Origin of the sequence: Aliterella atlantica CENA595 (genome assembly GCF_000952155.1) — a bacterium.
Taxonomy (GTDB): Bacteria; Cyanobacteriota; Cyanobacteriia; order Cyanobacteriales; family Chroococcidiopsidaceae; genus Aliterella; species Aliterella atlantica.
Genome location: NZ_JYON01000004.1, coordinates 93,843 through 119,364 on the forward strand (window position 1 = coordinate 93,843; position 25,522 = coordinate 119,364).

Consider the following 25,522-nt stretch of genomic DNA (forward strand, 5'->3'; position numbering starts at 1 on the left):
GATTTATGTAGCACTGAGCATTTACCATTCTAAAGTTATGAATCGCATTCAAAATAGCATTGCTGTATTAGGAATTATTGGTATTCTTAGCGGACAACCTGCGGCTATAAGCGCCCAATCTGCACAATCGTCCATCTCTCAACTTAGCGAACAAGACTACCTTCAGCAAGGAACAGATAAATACAAGCAAGGCGACTATGAAGGTGCAATTGCGGACTTTACGCAAGCAATTCAACTAAATCCTAGATCGGATGTAGCCTATGAAGCGCGTGGAAATGCCAGAGACGATAATGGAGACTCTACTGGTGCGATCGCCGATTATCAACAAGCGCTTAAAATTAATCCTAATAGTTACACTACTTACTTCAATCAAGGTATTGCTTACGAGAAACTCAAAAACTACGACGCAGCGATCGCAAGTTATACCCAAACTATCAAACTAAATCCCAATTACGCCGCAGCTTACGAAAATCGCGGTAATATTCTTGACGATCAAGGCGATCGCACTGCAGCGCTAGCAGACTACAAACAAGCGATCCTAATTAATCCGAATAATCCTTCTAGCTACTATAACCAAGGCATTACTTACGCTAGGCTCAAAAACTATCAAGCGGCGATCGCCAGTTTTAGCCAAACTATCGAAGTAGATCCCAGCTACTTTTTAGCTTATAACAATCGAGGAATTATTTTCTCTAATTTAGGCGATCGGCAAGCAGCAATTCAAGATTTCAACCAAGCACTAAAAATTAATCCCAAGTCAGCTAATACTTATTACAATCGCGGTTTATTGTATGTTGCTCTAAAAAATAACCAATTAGCGATTCAAGATTTTCAGCAAGCAGCAAATCTCTACAAATTAGAAAATAGAACGGAAGATTACCAAGATGCTTTAGCGCGAATTCAAGAACTTCAGCAGTAATAATTAGTAGGAGCGTGAGTACGCCCTTAATATCTCCCGCCACGAGGTAATGAAATGCCCTTAATTTTCTTAAATAGCGAAACTGCGAAAGAATCAGTCATCCCAGCAATATAATCTGTAATTTGCAATACTTTTGTATAAATGTCGGCATCTTCTCGAAAATTTGGGATTAACTTTTTGATTAAGTAACTTTTAGATAAACTACTTTCAGCAATAGCAGTAATAAATTCTTCTAATAATCCTCCTATTACCTCATATCCAGCTACCTTTACTTCAACAACCTCGCAAGATTCATATACATTCTTGCGAGTAATATCTATAATTTCTTTTAACTTATTACCCGATGCAATCTCTGAAGTTAAAGGACTGTCTAGTGTTACATCTAAAAAATTAGGTTCGCAGTCTAGAAATACTTGCTTGACTTCAGTAATTAGTTTATGAATTGCTTTAGCACGTAGGTATTTAATATTTGCTTTGCGATCGCTACTTAAATTATCTAACTTTTCTCCTGCTAAAATATCTTGGAGTAATGCACTTGCATCTTCATAAGTAATATTTCCCATTTGCAAGCCATCTTCCAAATCGACAATGTGATAGCATATATCATCCGCAGCTTCTACCAAAAAAGTCAAGGGATGCCTGCACCACCAAGCTACTGTATTGTTGCGGGCAATTAATCCTACTTCATTAGCTAATCGAGCAAACAAGTCTTTCTCTGCTTGAAAGAAACCGTGTTTTTTTGTGCTTTTATTATTCAAATTAGCATTGTAACTATCAAAAGCTTTATTATTAATTCCTGCTTCTCTAGGATATTTAGTAAATGTAGCAAGAGTAGCACAAGTAAATTGAACGCCAAGAGTATTAGCAGGTTTTTCTAGCTCAGTTAGAATTCTAAAACCTTGAGCATTTCCTTCAAAACTTTTAAAATCTGCTTGTTGAGGCGCTGATAACAACGATAAAATATTTTCTGCTTTATCAGACTTAAACCACTCTTGAATAGCATCTTCACCTGCATGACCAAAAGGTGGATTGCCAATATCGTGTGCTAGACAAGCTGCCGCTACTATATCGCCAAAATCTCTAGCTTGAAAATCTTGTAATTCTTGAGTGTGGCGTTTGATAATTTCACTACCTACAAGCGTACCTAAAGTTCTGCCCACACATGAAGCTTCTAAGCTGTGGCTTAGTCTGCTGCGGATATAGTCATTTTCAACTAAAGAAAATACTTGAGTTTTGTCTTTAAGTCTTCTAAAAGACGAAGAAAAAATAATTTTATCAAAATCTTTCTCAAAAACAGTTCTTCCCGCGTCAGGAATATTAGGATCTTCCACCAAACGACTAGAAGATAAAAGTTTGCTCCACTGCATAGATAATGCTCAACTGCTAGGGCGATCGCTTACCTTAAATAATAAGAGTATTTCAGGCTAAAGCTAATGCCAGTTGAGTTGATAATTCTAGTTGCTGCTGTAATTGTGTCTTGGCTAGTATTTACAGCCTTAATTAAAATAGTAAAAACAACAGTGACTACAGCGATCGCAGTTACAGCAATTGTTCTAATCTTACAAATAGCGTTCGGTATTATTCCTCAAGACTTGTGGCAACAAATAACTCAATTGCCGCAAATAATCTGGAATTTAATTACAGGCGGCTAACTCCATTCCTGTGCTGCTTTAATTTCTGCTTGTACTAAGTCATCTCGCAGTTTATGCCAATCAAGTTCGGGAGAATTAGGCAAATCGCGAATCAAACGCCCGTCTTGGAGGTACAAAACTCGCTCTCCAAAACTTTGGGCTAACTCTAACTGGTGGTTCACCATTAAGATTGTGGTCTGACTATTTGCAGCTAATACTTGCAAAAGTTGGTTAGCTCTACCAGCATCCAAAGCAGAAGTCGGTTCATCTAGTAAGAGAATTTTGGGCTGAATTACCAAAGCACGAGCGATCGCAACTATTTGTCTTTGCCCTACCGAAAGCTTCACCTCAGAGCGTTCTAGCCAGTCCTGGGGGATGTGCAATTGCTCGCTCCAGTACAAAACCCTTTGCTGAATTTGCGACTTCTCTAATCCCCTTAAAACCAGCGGATACGCTAACGCATCTTTTACTGTCATCCCTAGCAACTTCGATTCTTGCTGTACTAGCGGAATTTGCTGGCGCAGTTGAATAACGGGAATAGTTCGATAATCGCTATCTTCTAAGTAAATTGTGCCTGCACTCGGTTCGCTGAGACGATTTAGCAGCCTTAACAGTGAAGTTTTACCCGCACCAGAAGGACCAATTAGACAAATGCGATCGCCTGGATGCACTACAAAGGAAATATCTTTGAGTAAATATCGAGAACCAACTGATGCAGATAGACTTACTCGATCTAAACGTAGTTGTGCTGTTTGCACTGGCTACTCGCAAATAGAAGGACAAGTAAATTATATTAATGGGTTTTGAGACATCGCCGTTAAAATCGTCCAACCATCGACTAAAAGCAAAAGCAGCGTAAACCCGAACAAAATCAAATACATCCAAGGTTGTGCTAATGGGCGAACATCGGTTGTATCTATGCCTGTTTTTGCCTGCACTTGCCTAACCAATTCAGCAAAACCAGCTATACGCATTGGTAACAAATAACCTTTGCCATCGCTGCCTAGGAAGTAGTAAACTAAGCCACCTTGACCTGTGGTTCTTGGTTTTAAAGCTTTTACATTTACCCAATCTAAAGACCAACCTTTGCGAAAGAATTTGGGAACCCAATTGGGGTAAGTTACGCTAATTGCGCGATCGTCTAATATTACTCTTTCGCTGAGGGCAGCATATAAAGCGATCGCTCCTAGGCAAATACCCGCCCACAACACCACAGGCGGAACAGGCGCACTTGTCACTTGCGCCAAAAAAGGTAAAGGCACTGTCAAAGCTACATAGAGACTTAGAAGTGTAATCCGAATTAAAGGCGATAGGCGAAAAGTCGAAGATGAGGAATGAGCTAAGTCTACCAAGGCAATATAACTCTAATGTTGGATAATACAAGGCTGATAAATAGTTAGAGAAGGATATAGGTTTGCCTTAATCCTTCTCTTTTCATCAAATATTTTAATCTATGTAATCTGTAGTAATTTGCTGATTTTCTAGCTTATTTGAGCTAATTGGACGATTGCCATCTTCTCGGTAAGTGCTTGTGATTTCAAAATCACTTTTACCGATGGGACGTTCGCCGTCTTCTTCATAAGTGCCTTCTATTTCAATTTCAGCTGGATCGATTGGGCGATGTCCGTCTACATCTAGTGTATGTTCGTACTCAAGATGACTGGAGCTAATGGGACGTTCGCCATCGAATTCAAAACTTTTCTGCACGTTTGTCTCGCCAGAAGTAACAGGGCGTTTGCCGTCAATATCTAGTGTTTCTTTAACTTCAAGCGTACCTGGTTCAACCGGACGTTTGCCAGCGATATCAATTACCTTGGGGCTTTTATCGTCTGTGTTATTAGCTTTATCCTTTTTCTTGCTCATTTTATTATCAAGGGTATTTTGGGTTAATCTTAGCTAGTAACTGATACCCAGACACCCACCGAAAAGAGGAAATGCAGACAAAAAGGCGATCGCGCTACGTTATTTAAACTTATATTTCAGGAATTACGATTGCTGCGATGATTTATATATAGAGCAGCCAAGCTGTTCGGCTAACTGTTAGATGTATATCTGGGCAAATGCTCCACGTACTTGAAACAACCCGACTTCAGCTTAGACCTTGCCGTAGAATGGATGATGCTATACTGCTGCATACTCTTTGTACCAACGATCGCGTCCGCCATTTTCTCTTTGACAACCGGACAATTTCCTTAGACGAGGCGCGTTCTTTTGTCGAAGATAGTGGGACAAACTTTGCCGAATATGGATACGGACTCTGGTTAATCTTTGCGCGTGTCAATATTAAACGTTTTACTGGTTTTGCTGGTTGTTTGCCTTCAAAAGCAGAAATTCCTAGCTTAATTTATGGCATTCATCCTGACTACTGGGGACGCGGCTATGCAACAGAAGCGGCTGATGCTGTGTTGAAATATATGCTAGAAACGCTTAATTTGCCTGTAGTCAAAGCAGATGCAGACGAACCAAACCTTGCGTCTGTGCGCGTACTAGAGAAGATTGGGATGGTGAAAACAGGGAATGCTGTAGTCAATGACAAACCACTGGTATATTTTGAGCGATCGCATCCTGCTATTGCGATTTAGCGATCGCTATGCCTACGTTGATTGTAAAGCTAGCGATCGCATTACTTCAATTCATTAACTTAATGCAGCTAAAAGCTCAGGTTTTTTCATCTTACTATAACCAGTAATTCCTCTTGCCTTAGCTATTTTTTTCAGTTCTGTCACTGACATTGTTTTAGAAATGCTTGTAGTCTTTTCTGGCGCTGCTTGAGGAACACTAGCATTTTCCTTTTTCTCTGGTGTTGTTTGAGGTGTTAAATAAAACACCTGTTTTAAAGCCTCAAGTTTTGCGCCTTTAGTAATACCGCAGTTGAGTTTTGTAATTGGGTCAAAATTTTGCCAAGACTGGCGAGGTGCTTCATCAATTCGATTTGTTGCTACAGCAATTTTAACTGTTTTGAGAGCGCTTCCTGGTTGTTCGATTAGATATTGTAATGCTGCCATAATCTCATCTCTGGATGCTGTAGAGAGATTGATTCTTGGCATTTTTTCACCAGCAAGGACTTTGGTAACTTCAACAGTATCCTCACTATCATCAGCAACAATACACCAAACGCGATCTAAGCCAGCTTGTTCCGCAACTGTATAAACAAATGAATTGCCAATTACTTCATACTTATCTTCGCTAGTTTGTTTGACAACAACTGGAATCCAATTTCTTCCTCCTTTTTGTTGCAGCAAAGTAGCAGAAGCTTTAATCAAAAATTCAGGTGCATCAGTTCCCCCATTAGGACTAATATCATCTAAATAGATATGCATTAAGTTACCGATATCGCTAAGACTACTCATTGTAAAAAATACTCCTTGGCTAAATTTTTGTAATATTCGTGAGCAAATTTATCTCGATAAACTGCAGGAATGCGAGAAAATGTTGAACTTGCTATATTTGCATAGCTTGGTAGTTGATGAATATGCAAATTTTTTCCATTTGTGTACTTGGGATAGAAATAGGGTAGTAAATCAATTTTCTCCTTTCTAGCAGATTCAATAATCTTCTTAATCTCTTGTTGAGCTACTTCTAGCTGTGGTTGTGTAATCTTTTCCCCATTAAAGAAAATTGGTAAAGAAATAGGACTACCATCAGCCTTTTGCTGTTGTACTTCAGGAATGAACTTTTTGATTGCTGTAGCTGCATTCTCTAGCGAGAAAAGATTATTGTGTTTTGTGGGAATAAGAATAACATCCGCTGCATATACGGCTAATTGACTAAATACTCGCCAGTTTGGCGGCGAATCTATCAAAATGTAATCATATATATGCCTAGAATCTTCTAATTTTCGATAAAGCGTATTTGGCTTTAAATAATTGCGTAAAAGATTTTCTGATTCCTCAGCTAACCTTTTATCTGCTGGAATGACATCAAACTTAAGCTCCAAGTTTCCTTTCTTGAACGAGTAAGGACGTACAACATCTTGAATCTTTATATCTCTGTCAATAAGAGCTTGATAGAGATTGTCAGGACTTAACGGCAAACCTAAAGAGTTAGTTAAATCTTGCTGATTTGGATCGAAATCTATGGTTAAAACTTTTTTGCCTAAAAAAGCCAATATCCCAGCTAAATTGACTGTTGTAGTTGTCTTGCCAACTCCGCCTTTATTATTATAAACAGCTATTGTTAATGCTCTAGCTGGTTTTGCAATTTTTTGTTTGATTACAGCAATAACTTTATCAATGTTTTCTTCGTTAATAGAAATACATTTGGTTGCAGGAAATACTACTTTGCCATGCTTGCGAAATAACTGGATATGACAAGAATTAGTAATAATACCCCAATGCGCTGTCTGACAATTAGATGCAAGTAGATATCTTTTCAACTGATTGACTGTTTTTTGATAATCGGCAGCATTACTAGATAAATTAATATCTCTACCTTTTAGCTCTACCAATAGATAAGGATTAGATCTGGTATGGAGGAAAACGTCATCTTCAATAGTGTTCCTAGCAGCTTTATCAACGGCTTCGTTTCCATTACCAGTCTTGTATTCTGAAATAATTTCTTCAGCTTGAAATCCTAACTCTCTCAGCAAGGTAGGTGCAAAAATGTCGTTAACAGTAGGTTCTTGGGCTTGATCGGGTAGACTTCGCAGGGCAGCTTGAAGCCTTGTAATTGTCGTACTCATTATCTCAGGCGACTTTCAGCAATGTTCGACTTTAGTATGCCCAGTTAGAAACAATTATTCACTATATGCACAATTAAATTAGGCAATATTTTTTGTTTGGGTAAAGTGCGATCGCACTCCATCTCACCCAAGTTAAACTAATAGTGCATCTAGCGCGAATCGGGAGCGAAAATGATGCCTGCACCGCTTTTAAACCTCGATTGCTCTAAAGAAGAAGCGCTTGCTTTAATATTCCCTCAATTTCCTGTACTTACAAGCAAAACAGCAGGATGGAATGGAATTTATCTAGCTTACGACTATCAACTTCCAGGCGAAACCCCAGAAGTTTCCAGCTTGCAACATGGGATGGCGATTTTTGTAGATATCCCCAAACCTATTAAAGCAGAACGCAAAATCGGCGAAGTCTTGCGCTCTGAACAAGTCAAGCAAGGCGATATCGTAATTGTTCCCGCAGGTACTACCAATCAAACGCAGTGGTACGATAGCGGTAGCGTAATTATGTTAGGTTTTGAGCCAGCTATTTTTAGCCGCACTATATCCGAAATAGTTGAGCCAGAAAAAGTAGAACTCGCACCTTATTTTGCCACGCCCGATCCGTTAATTTGTCAGTTAGGTTTGACGCTAAAGGCAGAATTAGAATCAAATAGCTTAGGTAGCAAGCTTTATGCAGAGACAATTGTCAATCTTCTCGCCGTTCACCTTTTACAGCATTACTGCATTCAAAAACCAGTAATTAAGGAATATACAGGTGGTTTACCTAAGTACAAGTTGCAGTCAGTAATAGATTACATCAATACCTATTTAGAGCAGTCCTTGGGATTAGAGGAATTAGCCCAAGTCGTGCAGATGAGTCCTACTTACTTTTCGCGCTTATTCAAGCAATCTACAGGACTTGCACCGCATCAATACTTGATTCAATGTCGCGTCAATCGAGCCAAACAACTACTTAGTAGAGGTAATGCGATCGCTGATGTTGCCTATAAGGTCGGTTTTGCCAATCAAGCACATCTCAATTACCACTTTAAACGATTACTTGGAGTTACGCCCAAATCTGTAGGCAAAAACTTGTAAAAAAAAGCAGAAATCTGTAAGACAGCCCACTACTAACTGCCGATACTAAAGGCAAATGTTGGAGGTATATATGTCAACACAAATTATCAATCCTGGAAGTCGCCCGCAAGTAACTCAACAATTGTCAGAAAACGTTATTCTCACTACTGTTGATGACCTTTACGACTGGGTAAAGATGTCTAGCTTGTACCCCTTGATGTTTGGTACTGCTTGCTGTTTTATTGAATTTAGCGCCATGCTAGCCTCTCGGTTTGATTTAGATAGATTTGGGATATTTCCCCGCATGACTCCCAGACAAGCCGATTTACTAATTACCGCAGGCACGATAACAATGAAATATGCTCCAGTTTTGGTGCGCCTCTACGAACAAATGCCAGAACCTAAATATGTAATTGCAATGGGTGCTTGCACGATAACTGGGGGAATGTTTAGCGCCGATTCGCCTAGCGCTGTGCGGGGAGTAGATAAATTAATTCCTGTAGATGTATATTTGCCTGGATGTCCGCCTAGACCAGAAGCGATAATGGATGCAATCGTTAAGTTGCGGAAAAAAATAGCTAATGAAAGTATGCAAGAGCGATCGCACTCCTCGCAAACTCACCGCTATTATAGTTGCACTCATAATATGAAAATTGTGCCTGAAAGCCACATAGGACAATATCTGAGAAGTCCAGAAAGACAAGAATCTTTAGAAATGGATGCAAAGATGGAATTGCCGTTATCAAATATAGTGCAAAAACCCGAACAGGTATAGTGCTACGCTACGGTTAGAGCGATCGCAAAAGGTAAAATATGGAAGCCATTACCTTTAACTTAAGTCCAACAATCGAGCTAACAGATGAACAGTTTTTTCAACTGTGTCAGAACAATCAAGATTTGCGAATCGAGCGTACTGCACAAGGAGAACTGATTCTAATGCCACCTACAGGATGGGAAAGCGGGAACCGTAATGGGAGACTAAACCAGTGGTTATTTAATTGGACGGATTTAGATGGAACGGGTATAGCTTTTGATTCTTCCACAGGCTATAAACTTCCTAACGGTGCAAACCGCTCCCCTGATGCTTCCTGGATTAGCAAAGAGCGGTTAGAAGCTCTAAATCCAGATCCAGCAAAATTTATGCCAATGGCTCCCGATTTTGCTGTAGAGTTGCGTTCTGCAACTGATAGCTTAAGAGCAATGCAACAAAAAATGCAAGAATACATGGATTGTGGCGTGCGTCTAGCTTGGTTAATCGATCCGCAAAATCAGCAAGTTGAGATTTATCGTTTAGGGCAAAATGTAGAAGTATTGAAGTCGCCTACCAGTTTATCAGGAGAGGATGTATTACCTGGATTTGTACTAGATTTGATGGGAATTTTGAGCTAGGCGATCGCTTAATTCAGTAGCTTCTCAGTGTCAAGTTGTAGTTTGAGCAAATTTTTGACATGAATCTAAATACTATTCCCATATCAACTCTCTTTGTTGGGCTTAATGGTTTTGTTGCTTTAGCACTTTCCTACATCGTAGTAATGGAGCGGACAAGAAAGAGGGTTTGGCATGGAGAATCAAAGCAGGACGTTACAATGCAAATCGATCCTCTTGCCAATCCTACTGCATGGGTATCTACTGTAGAAACCATGAGTAAAAAGCTTTCAACTAGCGAAGTTGGACAGGAAGGTACTTTACAGCGCAAAGTTCGCGCTCATGGCAATTTTGTGGAATATGTTCCTTTGGGATTGCTTTTTATAGTCGCCCTTGAATTAATGCGATCGCCAATTTGGTTATTGTGGTTACTAGGCAGCACGCTAACACTAGCAAGAATTATCTATGCTTGGGGCGTAATTAAGACTTATGGACCTTCTATCAGTAGAGCAATAGGTTTTTTTGCCACCTGGTTTGTCTACATAGTAGGCTCAAGTGCTTGCATTTATTACGGCTTACAAGGTTTAAGGTAAATATTTTTGCACTACATTCCAACCTGTAAGCGATACCCACACCAAGCCTATAAATAGAGTAATATTTGTGCCAATGTGCAAAGGACGCGCCCAAGGCATAATTCCAATTAACGTAGAACTTGCCCCAGACAATAAAACTAAGCCAACAACTGCTAAACCTGCGCCAAAATGGGACGAATGACCCAAAGACCCAAAATGCCCTAACGTGCCAACAATGCCAATAGCTAGTAATAGCAGTACCAAACTGACTAAACTAGCACCGAGTAAATAATGAAGCGATCGCAGCCAAGTTGGTTGAGAGGTCGATTGGTTTCTAGCATTAAACATCCACACACCTGTAACTGCTAGTAGCAGATAAGCCAGTATTGATAGACCCATCGACCAGGCTGCTATTTTCCACAACCAAATAAACGAAGGTAGATTCAACGCAATTAACCCAATTAAATAAAGCGTAGTTTACGTGCTAGCTACATTACCGCGCTTTTGGGTATTAATGGGGATCTTTCTTAAGAAACAGTTTTTATTTAAAAACAGGCTGCTCTATTTTACAGCCCGCAAAAGGGCGTACTTAATTTTTTGATTCTCAGCCACACTTCAAGATAAAGCAGCAGTTAAGTTTGGTTGTTTAGAGGAATTGTACCCTTCGTTCGCTGATTCTAGCGTTTGTTGGTCTGCTTGCTGACTAAAAGCGCTACTGCTTTCTTCATCCAACGCCAAGCGATCGCAAGGAATCTTGTCTGATAAAATTGCACTTGCCATCATTCCTGTATGAATCTCTAAAACCGCATCGGCTGGAGCTTCAAATACTAAACGCTGACCTGGAAAAACGACCCGCTCAAAATACCAATCTCCCACATTTGAACTGCGAGCTATTTGAATTTTACTTGTGGCATTAACGTAGCAGCAGACGATACGATTTGGTTGATTCGGTGGTATGGGATCTAAGATTTGAGCCATAACTGCTAAGGAGCTTGATAGCCACACTAAGATTACACTTTCTAAGCTAACACCGAGCGATCCCCAGCGTTGTAACCTCCACTACCAACTGCACCAAATCTATTAATCTATTTCTTAAGATAGAGAGACACAAACTTAATTCTATATTAAGCTTTCGCAAATTTAGCCAATTTGTATTTGACGAATTATCTATTCAATGTTAACTATTTGCTTCCTTCTCATATATCTGGAAATTTGATAGCAAAATTAATTTAATTCTTGACTCGGCTGAGTAAAGTAGATGTTATCGTAAAGTTATGTAAATAAAGTTCAGGAACCTAAGTTAGCAGAGACTTCCAAGAAAAAATCAGCACCATAAGACCAAGCCCAAGCAAATTCTCTCAAGTTATAGAGAGGCAAAACAGGCAAAAGTAATATGGTTAAGTAAGAGTGTATTGTTGGCTACAGTCGGAGCATTTGACTAGCTCAAGTAAAAACAACCGCAATGGAAAACCGCATTCTCTACGTTCGCCTTCCGTGCAATCCCATTTTCCCAATCGGGGTTGTTTACCTAGCCGATCATATCCACAAACAATTTTCTCAAATTGAGCAACGCATTTTCGACTTAGGCACAGTACCGCCATTGGACTTTAACTCAGCGTTAGATACTTGTATCGACGAGTTTCAGCCGACATTATTAGTATTTTCTTGGCGAGACATTCAAATATACGCACCAGTGGGAGGAAGAGGCGGCAATCCCTTACAGAACGCCTTTGAATTTTACTATGCCAGCAATCCATTGATTAAAGCTAGAGGAGCAGTCGGCGGACTGAGACTAGCCGTTTCTTACTACAGCGAATTGTGGCGCAACAAAGGATTAATCGAACGTGGCTTAAAACGCGCCCAAAAATATCATCAAAATGCCCGCGTAGTAGTAGGCGGAGGGGCAGTAAGCGTATTTTACGAGCAATTAAGTAACAAATTGCCTAAAGGGACAATAGTTTCGGTAGGTGAAGGCGAGACATTATTAGAAAAACTATTAAAAGGACAAGAAATTAGAGACGAACGCTGTTATGTAGTGGGAGAAGAGAAACCACGCGATCGCCTAATTCACGAACAACCAACCCCATTAGAAAAAACCGCCTGCAATTACAACTACATAGAAGAAATCTGGGCAGAATTTCAATACTACCTACAATCGTCAGACTTCTACATCGGCGTACAGACAAAACGTGGTTGTCCCCACAACTGTTGTTACTGCGTCTATACAGTAGTAGAAGGCAAACAAGTACGCATCAACCCAGCCGATGAAGTAGTAGCCGAAATGCGGCAATTATACGATCGCGGCATTCGTAACTTTTGGTTTACAGACGCACAATTCATTCCCGCCCGCAGATTCATAGACGATGCCATAGAACTACTGCAAAAAATAGTAGATTCTGGCATGAAAGACATCCACTGGGCAGCCTACATTCGCGCCGACAACCTCACCCCAGAACTGTGCGAACTAATGGTCAAAACCGGAATGAACTACTTTGAAATCGGCATTACCAGCGGTTCGCAAGAACTCGTCCGCAAAATGCGAATGGGCTACAACCTACGTACAGTATTACAAAACTGCCGCGACCTCAAAGCAGCAGGCTTCAACGACTTAGTATCCGTCAACTACTCCTTCAACGTCATCGACGAACGCCCCGAAACTATCCGCCAGACCATAGCCTACCACCGAGAACTAGAAAAAATCTTCGGAGCCGACAAAGTAGAGCCAGCAATCTTCTTCATTGGCTTACAACCCCACACCCACTTAGAAGAATACGCCTTCAATAACGGCATCCTCAAACCAGATTACGACCCTATGAGCTTAATGCCCTGGACAGCCAAAAAACTCCTCTGGAACCCAGAACCACTAGGCTCATTCTTCGGTGAAGTATGCCTCCAAGCCTGGAGACAAAACCCCAACGACTTTGGGCGAGAAGTAATGAACATCCTAGAAGCCAAACTAGGCAAATCCGACCTAGAGCAAGCCCTAAACGCCCCCATCACCACAACCAAACAACTCATAACAGCATCCTAAACTTCGTGTTCTTCGCGCCTAAACGCTACACTTTGCGATCGCAGTTCTTTTTACAAAATCCACCATGTTACAAGGTTCAATCTTACAGCAGCTAGCAGCCGCCCACACCGAAAAACGTCCTCTAAACTTCGGAGTTTACTACAAAAACACCCTAGTAGCCCTCTGTCACGCCTTAGAAGACTGCATTCTCACCACTAGCACCCCGCCCCTAGTAATCACTGCCTTCCAGCGCGGCAAATGGTATCTCCAAGAAGCAGACAGATACCACGAACTAGCGCAAAAATCGCAACAAGTAGCCATAATGGCAGCACCAGATGCCGGATTTGCCGAACATCCAACCAGCCAGCTAGGCAATGTAGACATCCTCGGCTTAGATCCAAAAGATCCAGTAGCCCAAGAATGGCACTTGATTATCATGGCTCCAAGCTATACAGCAATGGTGCTGTGCCAAGAACTATCAGAGGAAGATTACGGCAAAGCAGGACAACCAGACACAGACCTCGAACGTAAATTCTACGGATTTTGGACATTTGAGCCAACATTAGTCCAAGAAACAGTCGATATAGCGATCGCCCACATCAACAAATACGACCCCGAACTCGCCCAAAAACTAACAACCCAAGCCCAAGAAATAGCCGCTCTCATCCCCACCACCGCCCAAGATGACTTAGGCGAAATAGTTCACCGCGTCGTCGATTACCTGCAAACTAGCGAAATTGATGTCCTTGATGGCAAAATAGGCACGCACCAACAAGCATTAGACAACAACCTAGTTTCTAACGAACTACAAGCCTTTCTGCGCCTAGCGCAATTAATCGATATTGCCGACACAAACAACCAAATGGCAGCCGCAGAAGTAGCAACGCTAGCAGAAACCATCGGTCAAATGCTAGATTTACCCGCATGGCAGCTTAAACGCTTGCGCCTTGCTGGATTGCTCCACCGCGTAGCTCCATGTACAGTCACAGTAGAATATGGCGATGCTCCTAGTTGCCCATTAGTACCAGCAGCGCAAGTATTGCGGACAATGCCACGCATGAGTGCGATCGCTCAAATCATCACCCATCAGAACGAATGGTGGGATGGTAATGGGCAACCTGCGGGATTGGCTGGCGAAAAAATTCCCCTAGAATCAAGGATTTTAGGTTTAGCGGCTACCTTTCAACAGCGCGTCATGGCACGACAAGCATCTCAACATAGCAGCGAACCTGTATTATTACAAGTTCTCTCAGAATTTAGAGCAGAGGAAAATACAATCTGGGAGCCAAAACTAATAGATACCCTAGAACTTTTAGTTATGGGACTGCAACAGGGATTGAATTTGTCAGTTTCATCACCTAAAATTAGTGCCGGAATGTGGTTAATTGATACACAACAAAGCACAGATAAATCGATAGAACAAGAAGAGAGAGCAAGCAGTCGTGGATATTGAAGCTATTCGTAAAGGAAAAAACGTTCAACTACCAGGAGCCAACTTAGAAGATGAAGACTTCTCAAAGCTAGATCTTACTGGTATCAATTTGTCTGGAGCTAATTTAGTTGGAGTAAATTTTTCCAGTTCCAAACTAGAAAGAGCGCGTTTAGATGGAGCAAATTTACTAGGTAGTCAATTATTAGGCACTGACTTACGGGCGAATTTGCTAGGGGCTAACTTAATGCAAGCCGATCTTAGTGGTGCTGACTTGCGCGGTAGCAACCTTAGAGGCGCTAATTTAATGGGTGCTAAGTTATCTCAAGCATCTTTTGCTGGAGCCTTTTTAAGCGGCGCTAATTTAATGAGCGTCAACTTACAAGGTGTAGACTTAAGAAGCGCGGATTTGCGGGGAGTCAATCTAAGCGGTGCAAATCTACAAGGTGCTAATCTTAGCGGCGCTGACTTGCAAGGTGCATTACTCCAAGAAGCAAATCTTGAGGAAGCAGACTTACGCAATGCCAATTTAGCAGGAGCTAATTTGACAGGTGCAAATTTGTTGTGCGCTGAGTTGGAAGGTACTAATTTAGCTGGAGTTAATTTTACTGGTGCTTGTTTAGTTGGTACTATTAACAGTGACCAGTGACCAATTAATTTTCTTGGTTGTGTGTTGTCTAACTTCTTTAAGAAAGTGGTTTTGCTTGGGATTGGTTCCTAAGTTGAAAACGCGATCGCTTTCTCATTGCTACAGCTATTGCACTTAAAAATACTATGCCTGCAACGCCAGCTAAGGGATTTTGGTTGACTCCTGTAATCCAATCGGGAACTCGACCGGAATATTTAATTAGTTGACCTACATTGATAATGTAATATCCCCAAATTAATCCTGCATGGATGCCAATAGGTAAACCCAGCCGATTTTTGCTGCTGCGCTTTGCCCAAACTAGCGTCAAACCCAGCAAAATTAAGCCTGGAAATTGTGGGGCTGTACGTAGCATATCGGGCAAAGGTTTAATAAAATGCAGTGCGGCAAATATGAGGGTAGTTGCCCACAATACGACATTTGGGCGGTAATCGCGTTGCAATTCATCTAACAGCCAGCCGCGAAACAATAATTCTTCTGCAAAACCAACAGCGATCGCACTTAATAAGCCTTCTAAAATTATTTTTGGCAAAGAAGCATTTTCTTGCCAAACTAGCCAACCAAACCAGCCTTGCAAACTAAATAGACTGAGAACGGCAATTAAACCAATTCCCAGCCCAATTAGCAATTCTCGAACGTTGCGCCTAGTTTTGACTAAGCCGTAGCTTCTAAGTACCTGCGGCTGATTGTAAACGCGATCGCCCCAAAAGCGAACCAGAAAAATAAACTCTCCATACAGCAGCACCAGCGTGATGATGCTAACTAAATTGGGATCGCCTCCCCACGCATAAATAGGTGCAGCTAAGGGCAACCACAACGCTAACAACGTAAGTATAAATATACTTAACCTAACTGGGGCTGGGTATTTAGCTATACGGACGAAGTTAATCTTCTGCAACGCAATGCCTACTTACTCATCAGGCTCAATTGTGCAGTGCAATCCGTGATTTTTCAAGGTTTCACAGTAAAACTCAGCGTGTTCTTGAGCGCAGACGATTACCAGAGCTATGCCATTACTATGAGCCTCCATCATAATACTGACAGCTTGGGGTTGAGTGATACTAGCTACTGTTTGCATTAAGACTTGCACCACGAACTCCATACTATTGAAGTCGTCATTGTGCAAGAGAACGCGATATTGAGGGGCAAGTTTACGGGCGGTTGAACGCTGCTCAATAGTTTCAACAGACACGGGTTTCTACTCTTTGGTTACTAATTACAATTTGCGTCAAGCAACTGCCTGACACATATTAATTCAAGTTATAGCGTAGATCGGCAAGTGCGATCGCTCCCAGGGAGGATAAAGTACAGTGACCAGTGACCAGTAACCAGTGACCAGTTAAAAGAGAAAGAGGAAAATACTTTGATCTAAGTAGCTAATAGCTGATGATGAGATAGTTAGTAGGTCAGACAATTAACAGTAGCTAGCTAGTGTTAATTGTCTGTCACTGTAAAATTCTTCCTTGTCTCTTTGACGTTATTTATAATCGATATAGAAAGCAGCAAAACAGGCTTGTTGTTGCTACGGAGTTAATGGTAATGGGCTTGAAGTGCGATTTTCAACCGCGACAGATTGTTTGTTTAGAGCATCAAAATACTAGCTTGTATGCTGAAGTTATCCAAGTTGTAGAATCGCGTCAGGTATGCTGGGTACGCCCTATCCTCTTGTTAGAATATCCGCAAGGCGATCGCACTTTTCTAGCAGAACCGTTAAGCTACGATTTGCGCCCAACGGTCGATCTGCTGTGGTCTTGTGCTTTGTTTCGCCCTGCTTTGGATACGGAAATTTTGCCTTATTTAACTGATTTGTTTGCCACACCACAACAAGAATCCAATTCTCTTGCTCGCGAGCAACTAAATAAGTTTATCGTGCAACTTTGGCAGGCACAAAATAGCGAAACTTAGCTGTAACGAATGCCAGCTTCTTGCATCCGTTTGATTGCTTCGTGCATCCGTTCGTCAGCAACAGTAAGGGCGATACGGAAAAATCCTTCTCCCGCTGCGCCATAGCCGTTACCAGGGGGAACAATAATGCCGCATTTATCTAACAACAGCGTGACAAATTCTGTTGAAGTATAGCCTTGAGGTACTTTCGCCCAGACATAAAGCGTCGCTTTGGGTGCTTCTATATCCCAGCCTAAAGATTGCAATCCTTGAACGATAATGTCGCGCCTTTTTTGGTACACAGACATGACAGCTTGCAGTTCTTGTTCGCTGGTAGAATAAGCAGCGATCGCTGCTTTTTGAATTGCTTTAAATACGCCTGAATCTACATTTGTCTTAACTTGCCCTAAGCCCTTAATGCCATGACTGGAACCGACAACAAAACCAACCCGCCAGCCAGTCATATTATAGGACTTAGATAAGCTATGAAATTCAATTGCTATATCTTTCGCGCCTGGTACTTGCAACACGCTAGGCGGTTTGTAACCGTCATAAGCCATTTCTGAGTAAGCATGATCGTGACACAGCAAAATGTCATACTGCTTGCAGTACGCTACTAATTTCTCAAAAAATTCTAAGTCTGCTAGCGCCCCAGTAGGATTATTTGGGTAATTGATCCACAATAACTTAGCTTTATGCGCTATTTCTGGGTGAATTGCCTCTAAATCGGGCAAAAACTTCTTTTCTGGCAACAATGGCATGGCATGAGACTCGCCGCCAGCAAAAATGGTCGAAGTCCGATACACTGGATAGCCTGGATCGGGAATTAAAGTGTAGTCTCCTGGTTCAACAAAAGCTAAAAATGTATTGTGGATAGCTTCTTTAGAACCAATAGAGGAAACTACCTCAGTATTTGGGTTTAAGTCTTTCACTCCAAACCTCTTTTCCATCCACTTGACTGCTGCTTCGCGGAAGTCTTTTGTACCTTGATACGGTGGATAGTTATGGGTACTAGCATCGTCAATCGCCGCGTGCATCGCTTGAACGATTGGGCTTGGAGTTGGTTTGTCTGGATCTCCTACTCCCATATTGATAATGTCTACTCCCTTAGCAACCATTTCGTCGCGCTTGCGATCGATCTCGGCAAATAGGTAGGGAGGAATCTTTTCTAGGCGTTTGGCAAACTGCATGACGATTTAGCAACAAATTACATAAATAAATGTATCGGCAATTGGCGATCGCCTTCTAGCCCACCGATAAAGTCTTATCAGTCGTTAACTACAACTGTCTGCTAGTGCAAAGCACAATACCATAGTTTACGCTCTACGGAAATATTGGCTTTCAGCATAAATCTATCTAAAGGTAGGTCTGCATTTGTTATCTGTTCTGTATAATCGCTGCATTAAGACCACCCACTTATTTTTGCAGTTGTTGAGGAGGTATTAAAAATTTATAACTTCTCTCTGTCCTGGATTTTGATTTTCTTCTCAGTTGTTTAGCAAAGAATTCGGAATTTGCTGGCAACAAATTGAAGGTAAAAGCAGATTTATAACCAAATTTATGGAGTTTAAATATACTGTATTGACAAAACCACTCAGATTTTTCTGTTGCTAACATATGTATCTAATGTAACTATATTAACTTGGTTAACCTATGCCTAAAGATAGATTAGACCTCAAGCTAAGTTAAGCCTTTAGTCACTGCGATCGCTAGTTTTGATAGAAATTATCTATAAATTGGTACATCTGAGGATTTTTGTATAATCATACACTTTTAAGTTTTATGAACACTGATAGATTTAAGTGACAAGCTGAAGAGAAAATTTCAGCCATGCGGTTGATACTAAAATTGACTGCTTCTGATGAAATGAAATTTATGTAATTGAGTATTAGCTCCTGGGAAAAAACAATGTCAACAACGATCGCCTATCCAAAAACTACAGTTATCTGCCCTCACGGTGCTATCAACGCCTCAAACGCTAGTGAATTTCAACAAAGAATGGTAAAAGCAGTAGCGCAAGATGGTTGCACTAACCTCTTGGTAAACTTGGAACAAGTAGAGTCTCTAGACAGTGCAGGATTGATGGCATTAGTTTCCAGCTTGCGGTTGGCGCAGTCTTTAGGAAGACGCTTTAGCTTGTGTTGTGTTTCCCCAGCGATTCGCATCATCTTTGAACTTACGCAACTAGATCGCGTGTTTGAAATCTACGAAGACAGTGCTGCTTTTGAAAAAGCGATCGCCTAAGTTTGTCTAAACAATATTATCCAAGCAAGTAAACGCCAAGAAAATTAGTGCTAAGTTAGAGCAAAATAGCTCTAAATTAGCAAAGTGGCACTAGCGGTTGAAAAACTATTAACAGCCGATATCTTTAAACCTGCACGTTATTTAGGTAACGAGTTAGGCTCGATACACAAGCAATGGGATACGGCAACAGTACGCTGGGTGTTAACTTACCCAGAAGTATATGAGGTGGGTGCGTCCAATTTGGGGCATATCATCCTCTACAACATCGTCAACGCGCAACCCCGTCAATTGTGCGATCGCGCGTACCTCCCAGCAACAGATTTAGCTGTAAAGCTTAGAGACACCAACACGCCTTTATTTGCGGTAGAGTCCAAAGCATCGCTCGTAGAATTTGATATTTTAGGTTTCAGCCTCAGCTACGAATTAGGGGCAACCAATATTCTCGAAATGTTAGATTTAGCAGGAATTCCTCTTACCTGGAAAGAAAGACAAGGTAACGAGCATTATCCCCTAATCTTTGCTGGCGGACAAACAGCAACATCAAACCCAGAACCTTACGCTGACTTTTTTGATTTTATTGCTTTGGGTGATGGGGAAGAGTTGTTGCCAGAAATAGGTCTAGTGCTAGAAGAAGGAAAACTAGCCAACCTGGGCAAACAAGAACTATTACTAGATTTAGCTCAAGTTCCAGGCGTTTACGTCCCTCAATTTTATGACATGGCGGCAGATGGCTCAGTGCAGCCCAATCGCCCAGACGTACCAACGACAATTTTAAGGCGAGTGGCAACGCCTATTCCCGCTTATTCAATTGGTTTAGTACCGTACGTAGAAACGGTACACGATCGCCTAACAGTAGAAATTCGCCGCGGTTGTACTCGTGGGTGTCGTTTCTGCCAACCTGGAATGCTAACTCGCCCAGCTAGGGATGTAGAACCAGAATTAGTAGTAGAAGCAATAGAATCAGGGATGCGAGAGACGGGATACAACGAATTTTCCTTACTTTCCCTCAGTTGTTCTGACTATCTAGCTTTGCCTGCTGTAGGAGTAGAAATCAAAAATCGTCTTAAAGATGAGAATATCTCTCTATCATTGCCCAGCCAAAGAGTAGACAGGTTTGATGAAAATATCGCCCATATTTTGGGCGGTACTAGGCGAGCAGGGCTTACATTTGCGCCCGAAGCGGGAACGCAAAGATTGCGAGATGTCATTAATAAAGGACTAACTAATGAAGAACTATTGAGGGGTGTCAAAACAGCAGTAGAGCAAGGTTGGGACAAAGTTAAGCTGTACTTTATGATCGGCTTACCAGGAGAAATAGACGAAGATGTTTTAGGCATTGTCGAAACCGTCAGATGGTTGCAACGCGAATGCCGCATTAATGGCAGAAAGCCTTTAAGTGTCAACATAACTATTTCTAACTTTACGCCTAAGCCACATACACCGTTTCAATGGCATAGCGTCACCAAAGCTGAATTTAAGCGCAAACAATGGTTGCTGAAGCAGGAATTTCGCCGCATCAAGAATTTAAAAGTAAATTTTACTGACGTGCGGATCTCCGCGATGGAGGATTTTGTCGGTAGAGGCGATCGCCGCATAGCTGCTGTCATCCGTCGTGCTTGGGAATTAGGTGCGGGTATGGATTCATGGTACGAGAGCGTAGAGCGGGCTTATAGTGCCTGGGAAAGTGCGATCGCTGAATCTGGATTGGGGTGGAAGTATCGCCAGATGGAGGCGGAGGAAGCAGGGGAGGAGAGAGCAGGGGAGGCAGGGGAAGAGTTGGCTTTTGCTCGTTCTTTAGATGCTTTGGAATTGCGGTTGCCTTGGGAGCATATTAATACAGGTATTAGTAAGGAATGGCTCAAAGCTGATTTGCAGAACGCTTTGGCGGCGGCGACAGTGCCCGATTGCTCTTTTGATGGCTGCTCTCATTGTGGTGTTTGTAGCATCGATTTTGGTCATAATGTTGTCGTTGCACCCAAAGAAGTACCTGAATTTGCTGGGGACTTTGTACCGAACACAGATAGAGTCCACAGGGTGCGAGTTTGGTTTGGTAAGTTGGGAGATATGGCTTTGATTAGTCACCTCGATTTGCTGCGCTTGTTCGATCGCGTGCTACGACGGGCGGCTTTGCCAATTTCTTTTAGTGGTGGCTTTCATCCTAGCCCCCGCATGGCGATCGCTATGGCTTTACCTTTGGGCGTAACTAGCTCTGGGGAAATTATTGATTTTGAATTAACCCAAGAAGTCGATTTAACAGCTTTTCAACAACAGTTGAGCGCACATTTACCAGCAAATTTACCAGTCTATCGCGTGGAAACAGTAGATCTTAAGGCTTCAGCAGCAGCTAAGTTTTTAGCAAAAGCTGAATATTTGCTGACTATAGCAACCTCTGAAGATGTATCTCTAACTCAATGGCAAACTTGGGTAGACGCGATTCAAGCTCAAGATGCTATTTGGTGGGAGCATACAACTAAGTCGGGGAAAAAGCAGATGGTGAATTTGTGCGATCGCTTGTTTTCCTTAGAAGTAGTTGCAATGAGCGATCGCCAAACAGTAGTGCTACGCTATGTGGGCAGTTGTCAAAATGATGGTACTCAATTGCGCCCAGAGCAATTGTTGTTTATGCTCGCACAAGTAACTGCACTAGGAGAAATTGAACTGCTGCAGATCCACCGCGATCGGCTTGTATTTGAGTTTTAAATAGTCGATAGTAAAAACTTGGATTTGCTATCTAATTGATTTTTTCACAGCTTAGGCTAGAATTTAATCAATAGCAGTTTTTTAGCGCCCGATTGCGTGCTGTAGCTTACTCACCTAGCGATCGCAGGTTGAAGCAAAAATAATTGCAGAACTGTCCCGACGATTCTTTTACATAGAAACTAAGGCGAATCAGGAACTCTTTATTGTTTGTTGCTTTCGAGTAGCTAAGTAACCAATAGCAAGCGCTTTGATTTTTCATTGCCCTGAAGATTGCATTCCCGAACGCATATAGGTTGGGAAACTGCATCAAAGATTGACTACAAATGGTTGAATTAGATGTCTACCATAGTATGCAGCAATTAGCCCGCGCTTCTTGGGCAATCAGCGTTTGTAGCTTTTTGCTTTTGAACATAAGTTAAACCCTAATGGAATTATCAGCAGCACCACTTTGGCTTGCAAAAGCGAGAGAACCATCCTCAAAGCCTTGGGCGCTGCCGAATTTGAGGAAATTGAATGCCAAAACAAATTATTATCGCCGAGCAGCATCATATCGCTGCGGTTTTTAGCGAAGATCAAATTCAAGAACTTGTAGTAGCCACAGGTCATCATCAAATCGGCGATGTTTATCTCGGAGTCGTAGAAAATGTCCTACCTGGGATAGATGCCGCATTTGTCAATATAGGGGACTCAGAACGCAATGGATTTATTCACGTTACCGATTTAGGACCTTTACGACTAAAACGTACGGCAGGGGCAATTACAGAATTGCTAACACCGCAACAGAAAGTTTTAGTTCAGGTAATGAAAGAGCCGACAGGGAATAAAGGACCCAGGCTGACGGGTAATATAACTTTACCAGGGCGATATGTCGTACTGATGCCGTTTAACCGAGGCGTGAACTTATCGCGGCGGATTAGAAGCGAGAACGAACGCAACCGCTTGAGAGCTTTAGCAATTTTGATTAAGCCCTCTGGAATGGGGATGCTAGTACGCACTGAAGCAGAAGGCAAACCAGAAGAGGCAATTATTGAAGATTTGGAAATGCTGCAAAAGCAGTGGGAGGCAATTGGGCAAGAAGCTCAATCTACAAGAGCGCCAGCCTTGCTAAACCGCGACGATGATTTTATTCAGCGCGTACTTAGGGATATGTACGGCGCAGATGTAAATAGGATTGTAGTTGATTCCAGCACTGGGTTGAAGCGAGTCAAGCAGTATTTAGTCAACTGGAGTGGCGGACAAGCTCCTCAAGGAGTGTTGATCGACCATCACCGCGATCGCACCTCAATTTTAGAATACTTCCGCATTAATGCTGCAATTAGAGAAGCTTTAAAGCCGCGAGTAGATTTACCTTCGGGAGGTTACGTAATTATCGAGCCGACAGAAGCACTAACTGTAATTGATGTCAACTCAGGTTCATTTACGCGCTCGGCAACAGCTAGAGAAACAGTTTTGTGGACGAACTGCGAAGCTGCAACAGAAATTGCCAGACAATTGAGAATGCGAAATATTGCTGGGGTGATTGTAGTAGATTTCATTGACATGGAATCGCGCAAAGATCAACTGCAAGTCTTGGAACACTTTAATAAAGCGCTAAAAGCTGATAAAGCAAGACCGCAAATTGCTCAACTGTCAGAATTAGGGTTGGTAGAACTTACCCGCAAGCGCCAAGGACAAAATATCTACGAATTATTTGGTAGCACTTGTCCTACCTGTGGTGGCTTAGGGCATTTAGCACATTTACCAGGAGAGACAGAGCGCGTCGAACGGGAAGTATCGGCAACAACCAATCGAGATAGTCGGGAAAGAGTAGTAATTGCTGAAGTTCCAGAGCGATCTCCAGTTACGCCAAATCGAGAATTTCGTACGCCGATGCCGCGCATTCCAGAACAGCGCGAAACTTATGAAACTCCAGCAGAAACTTTTAATTTTGAGTTTGAAGAGCGTAATTCTGCTTTAAATTTAATCAACCATCCCAGCTATCAAGAATTAGGAGAGCCTAACAACCGCCGTCGCCGCCGCCGGAACAGCCGTATGGGTATGGATGAGGGCGCACCAAACGAGCGGGAGCGGGTAAGTAGCGATCGTAATTTAACTCTTGTGAGCGAACGGGAAGCAGGAATAGATTTGGAGCCAGAATTACCGCAAACACCAGAAGTTGCTGTAGGTAATAAAGCTAATTGGGTAGAAAGAGCAGAACGCAGTAAGCCAGTCAAGCCAGAACCAATTAAACCTGTAGTTACGCCCCCAGAGATCGTGACTGTAGAAATGACTTCAGAGCAACAGGACGTATATGCAGTAATGGGTGTATCGCCTTTGGTCTTGTTAAATCGCCAAGTCAAGAACCCCAAATCGGCACTTATTAATGTTGTTTTGCCTGGACAAGCGTCAAGAACTCATACTATTGACCCTGTAGCAGTAGTTAATACGCAAGTAGAACAAGAAGAGCGATCGCCCGAACCAGCAATAGAATCGACTAATTCCGAGCAACTAACCTTACCTGTTGAACCACCTGAAGAGCCATCAGCAACGCCTAGCCCTATACCTTTGCCTGTTGCTGTAGCTACTCCAGAAAGTGAATTGGCTAGCGAAGAACCAGCAACTCGTCGCCGTCGCCGTCGTTCTTCTGCTACTGAAGATAATGCTTGAGGCACTTCAATAATTCGTAATTCGTAATTCGTAATTCGTAATTATAAGGGGGACCACAGGGGGATCTGTCTCGCTCGTGAAAAAGGAATATATAGGTTTAGAGTTTGATACTTCAATTGCTGCTAAGGCGATCGCTGGTGTTGATGAAGTAGGTAGAGGAGCTTTATTTGGTCCGGTAGTAGCGGCAGCGGTGGTTCTGCCTACTTCAGCTTTGTCTGAGTTGGTATTAGCACAGATGCGCGATAGCAAGCAATTGTCTAGTTCTCGTCGAATTAAGTTAGCGCAAAAAATTTGTGCGATCGCTTTAGATTGGAATATTGGCTTTGCCTCTACTGCTGAAATTGACAAAATTAATATCTTGCAAGCAACTTTGTTAGCAATGAAAAGGGCTGTACTCAAACTCAAAGTACAGCCCGATCTATGTTTAGTTGACGGCAATCAGCAGATTAAAGACTTATCTGTACCTCAACAAACTTTTGTCAAGGGAGACGAGAAATCGCTAGTTATTGCCTCTGCTAGCATCGTTGCCAAAGTCTGGCGCGATGACTTAATCGTTCGTCTGGCTAATAAGTACCCGATGTACGATTTAGTTGCTAATAAAGGTTACGGCACTAATAGACACCTTCAAGCGTTGCAAGAGTTTGGTCCTTCTCCATTACATCGCTTATCCTTTCGCTGTTGCCAAAATTTTGCTGAAAACGAGCAAGGCATTAGGATGCGCTCCCCCTGACCCACTTATCTCCTA

The 25,522-nt window shown here is 42.1% G+C and carries 26 protein-coding genes; 15 read left to right on the forward strand and 11 right to left on the reverse strand.

The features are described 5' to 3' along the window. Positions 1 to 37 precede the first annotated feature (37 nt). Positions 38 to 919 carry a tetratricopeptide repeat protein gene (locus UH38_RS05675; RefSeq protein WP_045053669.1) on the forward strand — a complete coding sequence of 294 codons (882 nt, stop codon included), beginning with the start codon at positions 38 to 40 and terminating at the stop codon, positions 917 to 919. A 26-nt stretch (positions 920 to 945) separates the two neighbouring features. Here UH38_RS05675 and dgt read toward each other — a convergent pair whose 3' ends face one another. Beyond that, on the reverse strand, positions 946 to 2,286 hold the full coding sequence (gene dgt / locus UH38_RS05680) for a dGTP triphosphohydrolase (protein WP_045053670.1): 1,341 nt from the start codon (positions 2,284 to 2,286) through the stop codon (positions 946 to 948). Positions 2,287 to 2,352: 66 nt separating this feature from the next. Here dgt and UH38_RS05685 point away from each other — a divergent pair, with 66 nt between their 5' ends. Next, on the forward strand, positions 2,353 to 2,571 hold the full coding sequence (locus tag UH38_RS05685; protein WP_045053671.1) for a hypothetical protein: 219 nt from the start codon (positions 2,353 to 2,355) through the stop codon (positions 2,569 to 2,571). Here the strand turns inward: UH38_RS05685 and UH38_RS05690 are convergent. The 3 genes from UH38_RS05690 to UH38_RS05700 form a co-directional block, all read right to left on the reverse strand. Further along, the gene (locus UH38_RS05690; RefSeq protein WP_045053672.1) at positions 2,568 to 3,308 is read right to left on the reverse strand and encodes an ABC transporter ATP-binding protein; all 741 of its coding nucleotides are present in this window, start codon (positions 3,306 to 3,308) and stop codon (positions 2,568 to 2,570) included. The two genes, UH38_RS05685 and UH38_RS05690, sit on opposite strands and share 4 nt — an antisense overlap. Before the next feature lie 30 nt (positions 3,309 to 3,338). Beyond that, positions 3,339 to 3,902, reverse strand: coding sequence for a hypothetical protein (locus tag UH38_RS05695; protein WP_045053673.1), 564 nt, complete (start codon positions 3,900 to 3,902; stop codon positions 3,339 to 3,341). Positions 3,903 to 3,996: 94 nt separating this feature from the next. Then, a complete protein-coding gene (locus tag UH38_RS05700) occupies positions 3,997 to 4,413 on the reverse strand; it encodes a hypothetical protein (RefSeq protein ID WP_045053674.1) in 417 nt (138 codons plus the stop codon). Between the two features lie 197 nt (positions 4,414 to 4,610). Here UH38_RS05700 and UH38_RS05705 point away from each other — a divergent pair, with 197 nt between their 5' ends. Further along, positions 4,611 to 5,132 carry a GNAT family N-acetyltransferase gene (locus UH38_RS05705; protein WP_045053675.1) on the forward strand — a complete coding sequence of 174 codons (522 nt, stop codon included), beginning with the start codon at positions 4,611 to 4,613 and terminating at the stop codon, positions 5,130 to 5,132. 54 nt (positions 5,133 to 5,186) lie between these two features. On the opposite strand, the gene UH38_RS05710 is transcribed toward UH38_RS05705, so the two are convergent. Beyond that, the gene (locus UH38_RS05710; protein ID WP_045053676.1) at positions 5,187 to 5,900 is read right to left on the reverse strand and encodes a Rho termination factor N-terminal domain-containing protein; all 714 of its coding nucleotides are present in this window, start codon (positions 5,898 to 5,900) and stop codon (positions 5,187 to 5,189) included. Further along, the gene (locus tag UH38_RS05715) at positions 5,897 to 7,231 is read right to left on the reverse strand and encodes an AAA family ATPase (protein WP_045053677.1); all 1,335 of its coding nucleotides are present in this window, start codon (positions 7,229 to 7,231) and stop codon (positions 5,897 to 5,899) included. Before UH38_RS05715 ends, UH38_RS05710 begins: the two co-directional genes overlap by 4 nt. 171 nt (positions 7,232 to 7,402) lie before the next feature. Here UH38_RS05715 and UH38_RS05720 point away from each other — a divergent pair, with 171 nt between their 5' ends. The 4 genes from UH38_RS05720 to UH38_RS05735 all read left to right on the forward strand — a co-directional run bounded on the left by UH38_RS05720 (position 7,403) and on the right by UH38_RS05735 (position 10,239). Further along, positions 7,403 to 8,302 carry a helix-turn-helix domain-containing protein gene (locus tag UH38_RS05720; RefSeq protein WP_200892306.1) on the forward strand — a complete coding sequence of 300 codons (900 nt, stop codon included), beginning with the start codon at positions 7,403 to 7,405 and terminating at the stop codon, positions 8,300 to 8,302. A 70-nt stretch (positions 8,303 to 8,372) separates the two neighbouring features. Further along, a complete protein-coding gene (gene nuoB, locus UH38_RS05725) occupies positions 8,373 to 9,056 on the forward strand; it encodes an NADH-quinone oxidoreductase subunit NuoB (protein WP_045053679.1) in 684 nt (227 codons plus the stop codon). Between the two features lie 38 nt (positions 9,057 to 9,094). Next, the gene (locus tag UH38_RS05730; protein WP_045053680.1) at positions 9,095 to 9,670 is read left to right on the forward strand and encodes a Uma2 family endonuclease; all 576 of its coding nucleotides are present in this window, start codon (positions 9,095 to 9,097) and stop codon (positions 9,668 to 9,670) included. A 59-nt stretch (positions 9,671 to 9,729) separates the two neighbouring features. Continuing rightward, entirely contained in the window at positions 9,730 to 10,239 is a 510-nt protein-coding gene (locus UH38_RS05735; protein WP_045053681.1) for an MAPEG family protein, read from the forward strand. On the opposite strand, the gene UH38_RS05740 is transcribed toward UH38_RS05735, so the two are convergent. Next, positions 10,231 to 10,665, reverse strand: coding sequence for a DUF4079 domain-containing protein (locus UH38_RS05740; RefSeq protein ID WP_072044886.1), 435 nt, complete (start codon positions 10,663 to 10,665; stop codon positions 10,231 to 10,233). The genes UH38_RS05735 and UH38_RS05740 overlap by 9 nt on opposite strands. Before the next feature lie 168 nt (positions 10,666 to 10,833). After that, positions 10,834 to 11,196, reverse strand: coding sequence for a DUF1830 domain-containing protein (locus UH38_RS05745; RefSeq protein ID WP_045053683.1), 363 nt, complete (start codon positions 11,194 to 11,196; stop codon positions 10,834 to 10,836). 484 nt (positions 11,197 to 11,680) lie between these two features. Here UH38_RS05745 and UH38_RS05750 point away from each other — a divergent pair, with 484 nt between their 5' ends. The 3 genes from UH38_RS05750 (at position 11,681) to UH38_RS05760 (ending at position 15,306) form a co-directional block, all read left to right on the forward strand. Next, on the forward strand, positions 11,681 to 13,249 hold the full coding sequence (locus UH38_RS05750; RefSeq protein WP_045053684.1) for a photosystem II high light acclimation radical SAM protein: 1,569 nt from the start codon (positions 11,681 to 11,683) through the stop codon (positions 13,247 to 13,249). Between the two features lie 64 nt (positions 13,250 to 13,313). Further along, on the forward strand, positions 13,314 to 14,681 hold the full coding sequence (locus UH38_RS05755; RefSeq protein ID WP_045053685.1) for a DICT sensory domain-containing protein: 1,368 nt from the start codon (positions 13,314 to 13,316) through the stop codon (positions 14,679 to 14,681). Beyond that, the gene (locus UH38_RS05760) at positions 14,671 to 15,306 is read left to right on the forward strand and encodes a pentapeptide repeat-containing protein (protein ID WP_045053686.1); all 636 of its coding nucleotides are present in this window, start codon (positions 14,671 to 14,673) and stop codon (positions 15,304 to 15,306) included. The genes UH38_RS05755 and UH38_RS05760 overlap by 11 nt, the downstream gene beginning before the upstream one ends. Before the next feature lie 37 nt (positions 15,307 to 15,343). Here the strand turns inward: UH38_RS05760 and UH38_RS05765 are convergent, their stop codons facing one another. Both UH38_RS05765 and clpS read right to left on the reverse strand, forming a co-directional pair. Then, positions 15,344 to 16,201 (reverse strand): CPBP family intramembrane glutamic endopeptidase, encoded by an 858-nt coding sequence (locus UH38_RS05765; protein WP_045053687.1) that lies wholly within the window; start codon positions 16,199 to 16,201, stop codon positions 15,344 to 15,346. 12 nt (positions 16,202 to 16,213) lie between these two features. Then, positions 16,214 to 16,495, reverse strand: coding sequence for an ATP-dependent Clp protease adapter ClpS (gene clpS, locus UH38_RS05770; protein WP_045053688.1), 282 nt, complete (start codon positions 16,493 to 16,495; stop codon positions 16,214 to 16,216). 347 nt (positions 16,496 to 16,842) lie between these two features. Between clpS and UH38_RS05775 the strand changes: the two genes are divergently transcribed. Next, positions 16,843 to 17,208: a hypothetical protein gene (locus tag UH38_RS05775; RefSeq protein ID WP_045053787.1), complete on the forward strand. Its 366-nt coding sequence runs from the start codon at positions 16,843 to 16,845 to the stop codon at positions 17,206 to 17,208. On the opposite strand, the gene UH38_RS05780 is transcribed toward UH38_RS05775, so the two are convergent. Beyond that, positions 17,205 to 18,377, reverse strand: a complete 1,173-nt coding sequence (locus tag UH38_RS05780) for a pyridoxal phosphate-dependent aminotransferase (RefSeq protein WP_045053689.1) — start codon at positions 18,375 to 18,377, stop codon at positions 17,205 to 17,207. The genes UH38_RS05775 and UH38_RS05780 overlap by 4 nt on opposite strands. 718 nt (positions 18,378 to 19,095) lie before the next feature. On the opposite strand from UH38_RS05780, the gene UH38_RS05785 reads away from it, so the two are divergent. From UH38_RS05785 to UH38_RS05800, 4 genes are all read left to right on the forward strand, one after another. Then, positions 19,096 to 19,431 (forward strand): STAS domain-containing protein, encoded by a 336-nt coding sequence (locus UH38_RS05785; protein ID WP_045053690.1) that lies wholly within the window; start codon positions 19,096 to 19,098, stop codon positions 19,429 to 19,431. Between the two features lie 84 nt (positions 19,432 to 19,515). Beyond that, complete coding sequence (locus tag UH38_RS05790; RefSeq protein WP_045053691.1) at positions 19,516 to 22,131, forward strand: TIGR03960 family B12-binding radical SAM protein; 2,616 nt, start codon at positions 19,516 to 19,518, stop codon at positions 22,129 to 22,131. Between the two features lie 513 nt (positions 22,132 to 22,644). After that, on the forward strand, positions 22,645 to 24,777 hold the full coding sequence (locus UH38_RS05795; protein WP_045053692.1) for an Rne/Rng family ribonuclease: 2,133 nt from the start codon (positions 22,645 to 22,647) through the stop codon (positions 24,775 to 24,777). 76 nt (positions 24,778 to 24,853) lie between these two features. Then, entirely contained in the window at positions 24,854 to 25,507 is a 654-nt protein-coding gene (locus UH38_RS05800) for a ribonuclease HII (protein WP_082065315.1), read from the forward strand. Positions 25,508 to 25,522: the final 15 nt, after the last annotated feature.

Bases quoted from the DNA above. Each gene is read 5' to 3' on its own strand.
- UH38_RS05705 (WP_045053675.1), top strand. From the start codon at position 4,611: ATGCTCCACGTACTTGAAACAACCCGACTTCAGCTTAGACCTTGCCGT.
- nuoB (WP_045053679.1), top strand. From the start codon at position 8,373: ATGTCAACACAAATTATCAATCCTGGAAGTCGCCCGCAAGTAACTCAA.
- UH38_RS05710 (WP_045053676.1), bottom strand. From the start codon at position 5,900: ATGAGTAGTCTTAGCGATATCGGTAACTTAATGCATATCTATTTAGAT.
- UH38_RS05780 (WP_045053689.1), bottom strand. From the start codon at position 18,377: ATGCAGTTTGCCAAACGCCTAGAAAAGATTCCTCCCTACCTATTTGCC.
- UH38_RS05775 (WP_045053787.1), top strand. From the start codon at position 16,843: ATGGGCTTGAAGTGCGATTTTCAACCGCGACAGATTGTTTGTTTAGAG.
- UH38_RS05715 (WP_045053677.1), bottom strand. From the start codon at position 7,231: ATGAGTACGACAATTACAAGGCTTCAAGCTGCCCTGCGAAGTCTACCC.
- UH38_RS05755 (WP_045053685.1), top strand. From the start codon at position 13,314: ATGTTACAAGGTTCAATCTTACAGCAGCTAGCAGCCGCCCACACCGAA.
- UH38_RS05675 (WP_045053669.1), top strand. From the start codon at position 38: ATGAATCGCATTCAAAATAGCATTGCTGTATTAGGAATTATTGGTATT.
- UH38_RS05785 (WP_045053690.1), top strand. From the start codon at position 19,096: ATGTCAACAACGATCGCCTATCCAAAAACTACAGTTATCTGCCCTCAC.
- UH38_RS05750 (WP_045053684.1), top strand. From the start codon at position 11,681: ATGGAAAACCGCATTCTCTACGTTCGCCTTCCGTGCAATCCCATTTTC.
- dgt (WP_045053670.1), bottom strand. From the start codon at position 2,286: ATGCAGTGGAGCAAACTTTTATCTTCTAGTCGTTTGGTGGAAGATCCT.
- UH38_RS05735 (WP_045053681.1), top strand. From the start codon at position 9,730: ATGAATCTAAATACTATTCCCATATCAACTCTCTTTGTTGGGCTTAAT.
- UH38_RS05745 (WP_045053683.1), bottom strand. From the start codon at position 11,196: ATGGCTCAAATCTTAGATCCCATACCACCGAATCAACCAAATCGTATC.
- UH38_RS05685 (WP_045053671.1), top strand. From the start codon at position 2,353: ATGCCAGTTGAGTTGATAATTCTAGTTGCTGCTGTAATTGTGTCTTGG.
- UH38_RS05700 (WP_045053674.1), bottom strand. From the start codon at position 4,413: ATGAGCAAGAAAAAGGATAAAGCTAATAACACAGACGATAAAAGCCCC.
- UH38_RS05795 (WP_045053692.1), top strand. From the start codon at position 22,645: ATGCCAAAACAAATTATTATCGCCGAGCAGCATCATATCGCTGCGGTT.
- UH38_RS05720 (WP_200892306.1), top strand. From the start codon at position 7,403: ATGATGCCTGCACCGCTTTTAAACCTCGATTGCTCTAAAGAAGAAGCG.
- UH38_RS05730 (WP_045053680.1), top strand. From the start codon at position 9,095: ATGGAAGCCATTACCTTTAACTTAAGTCCAACAATCGAGCTAACAGAT.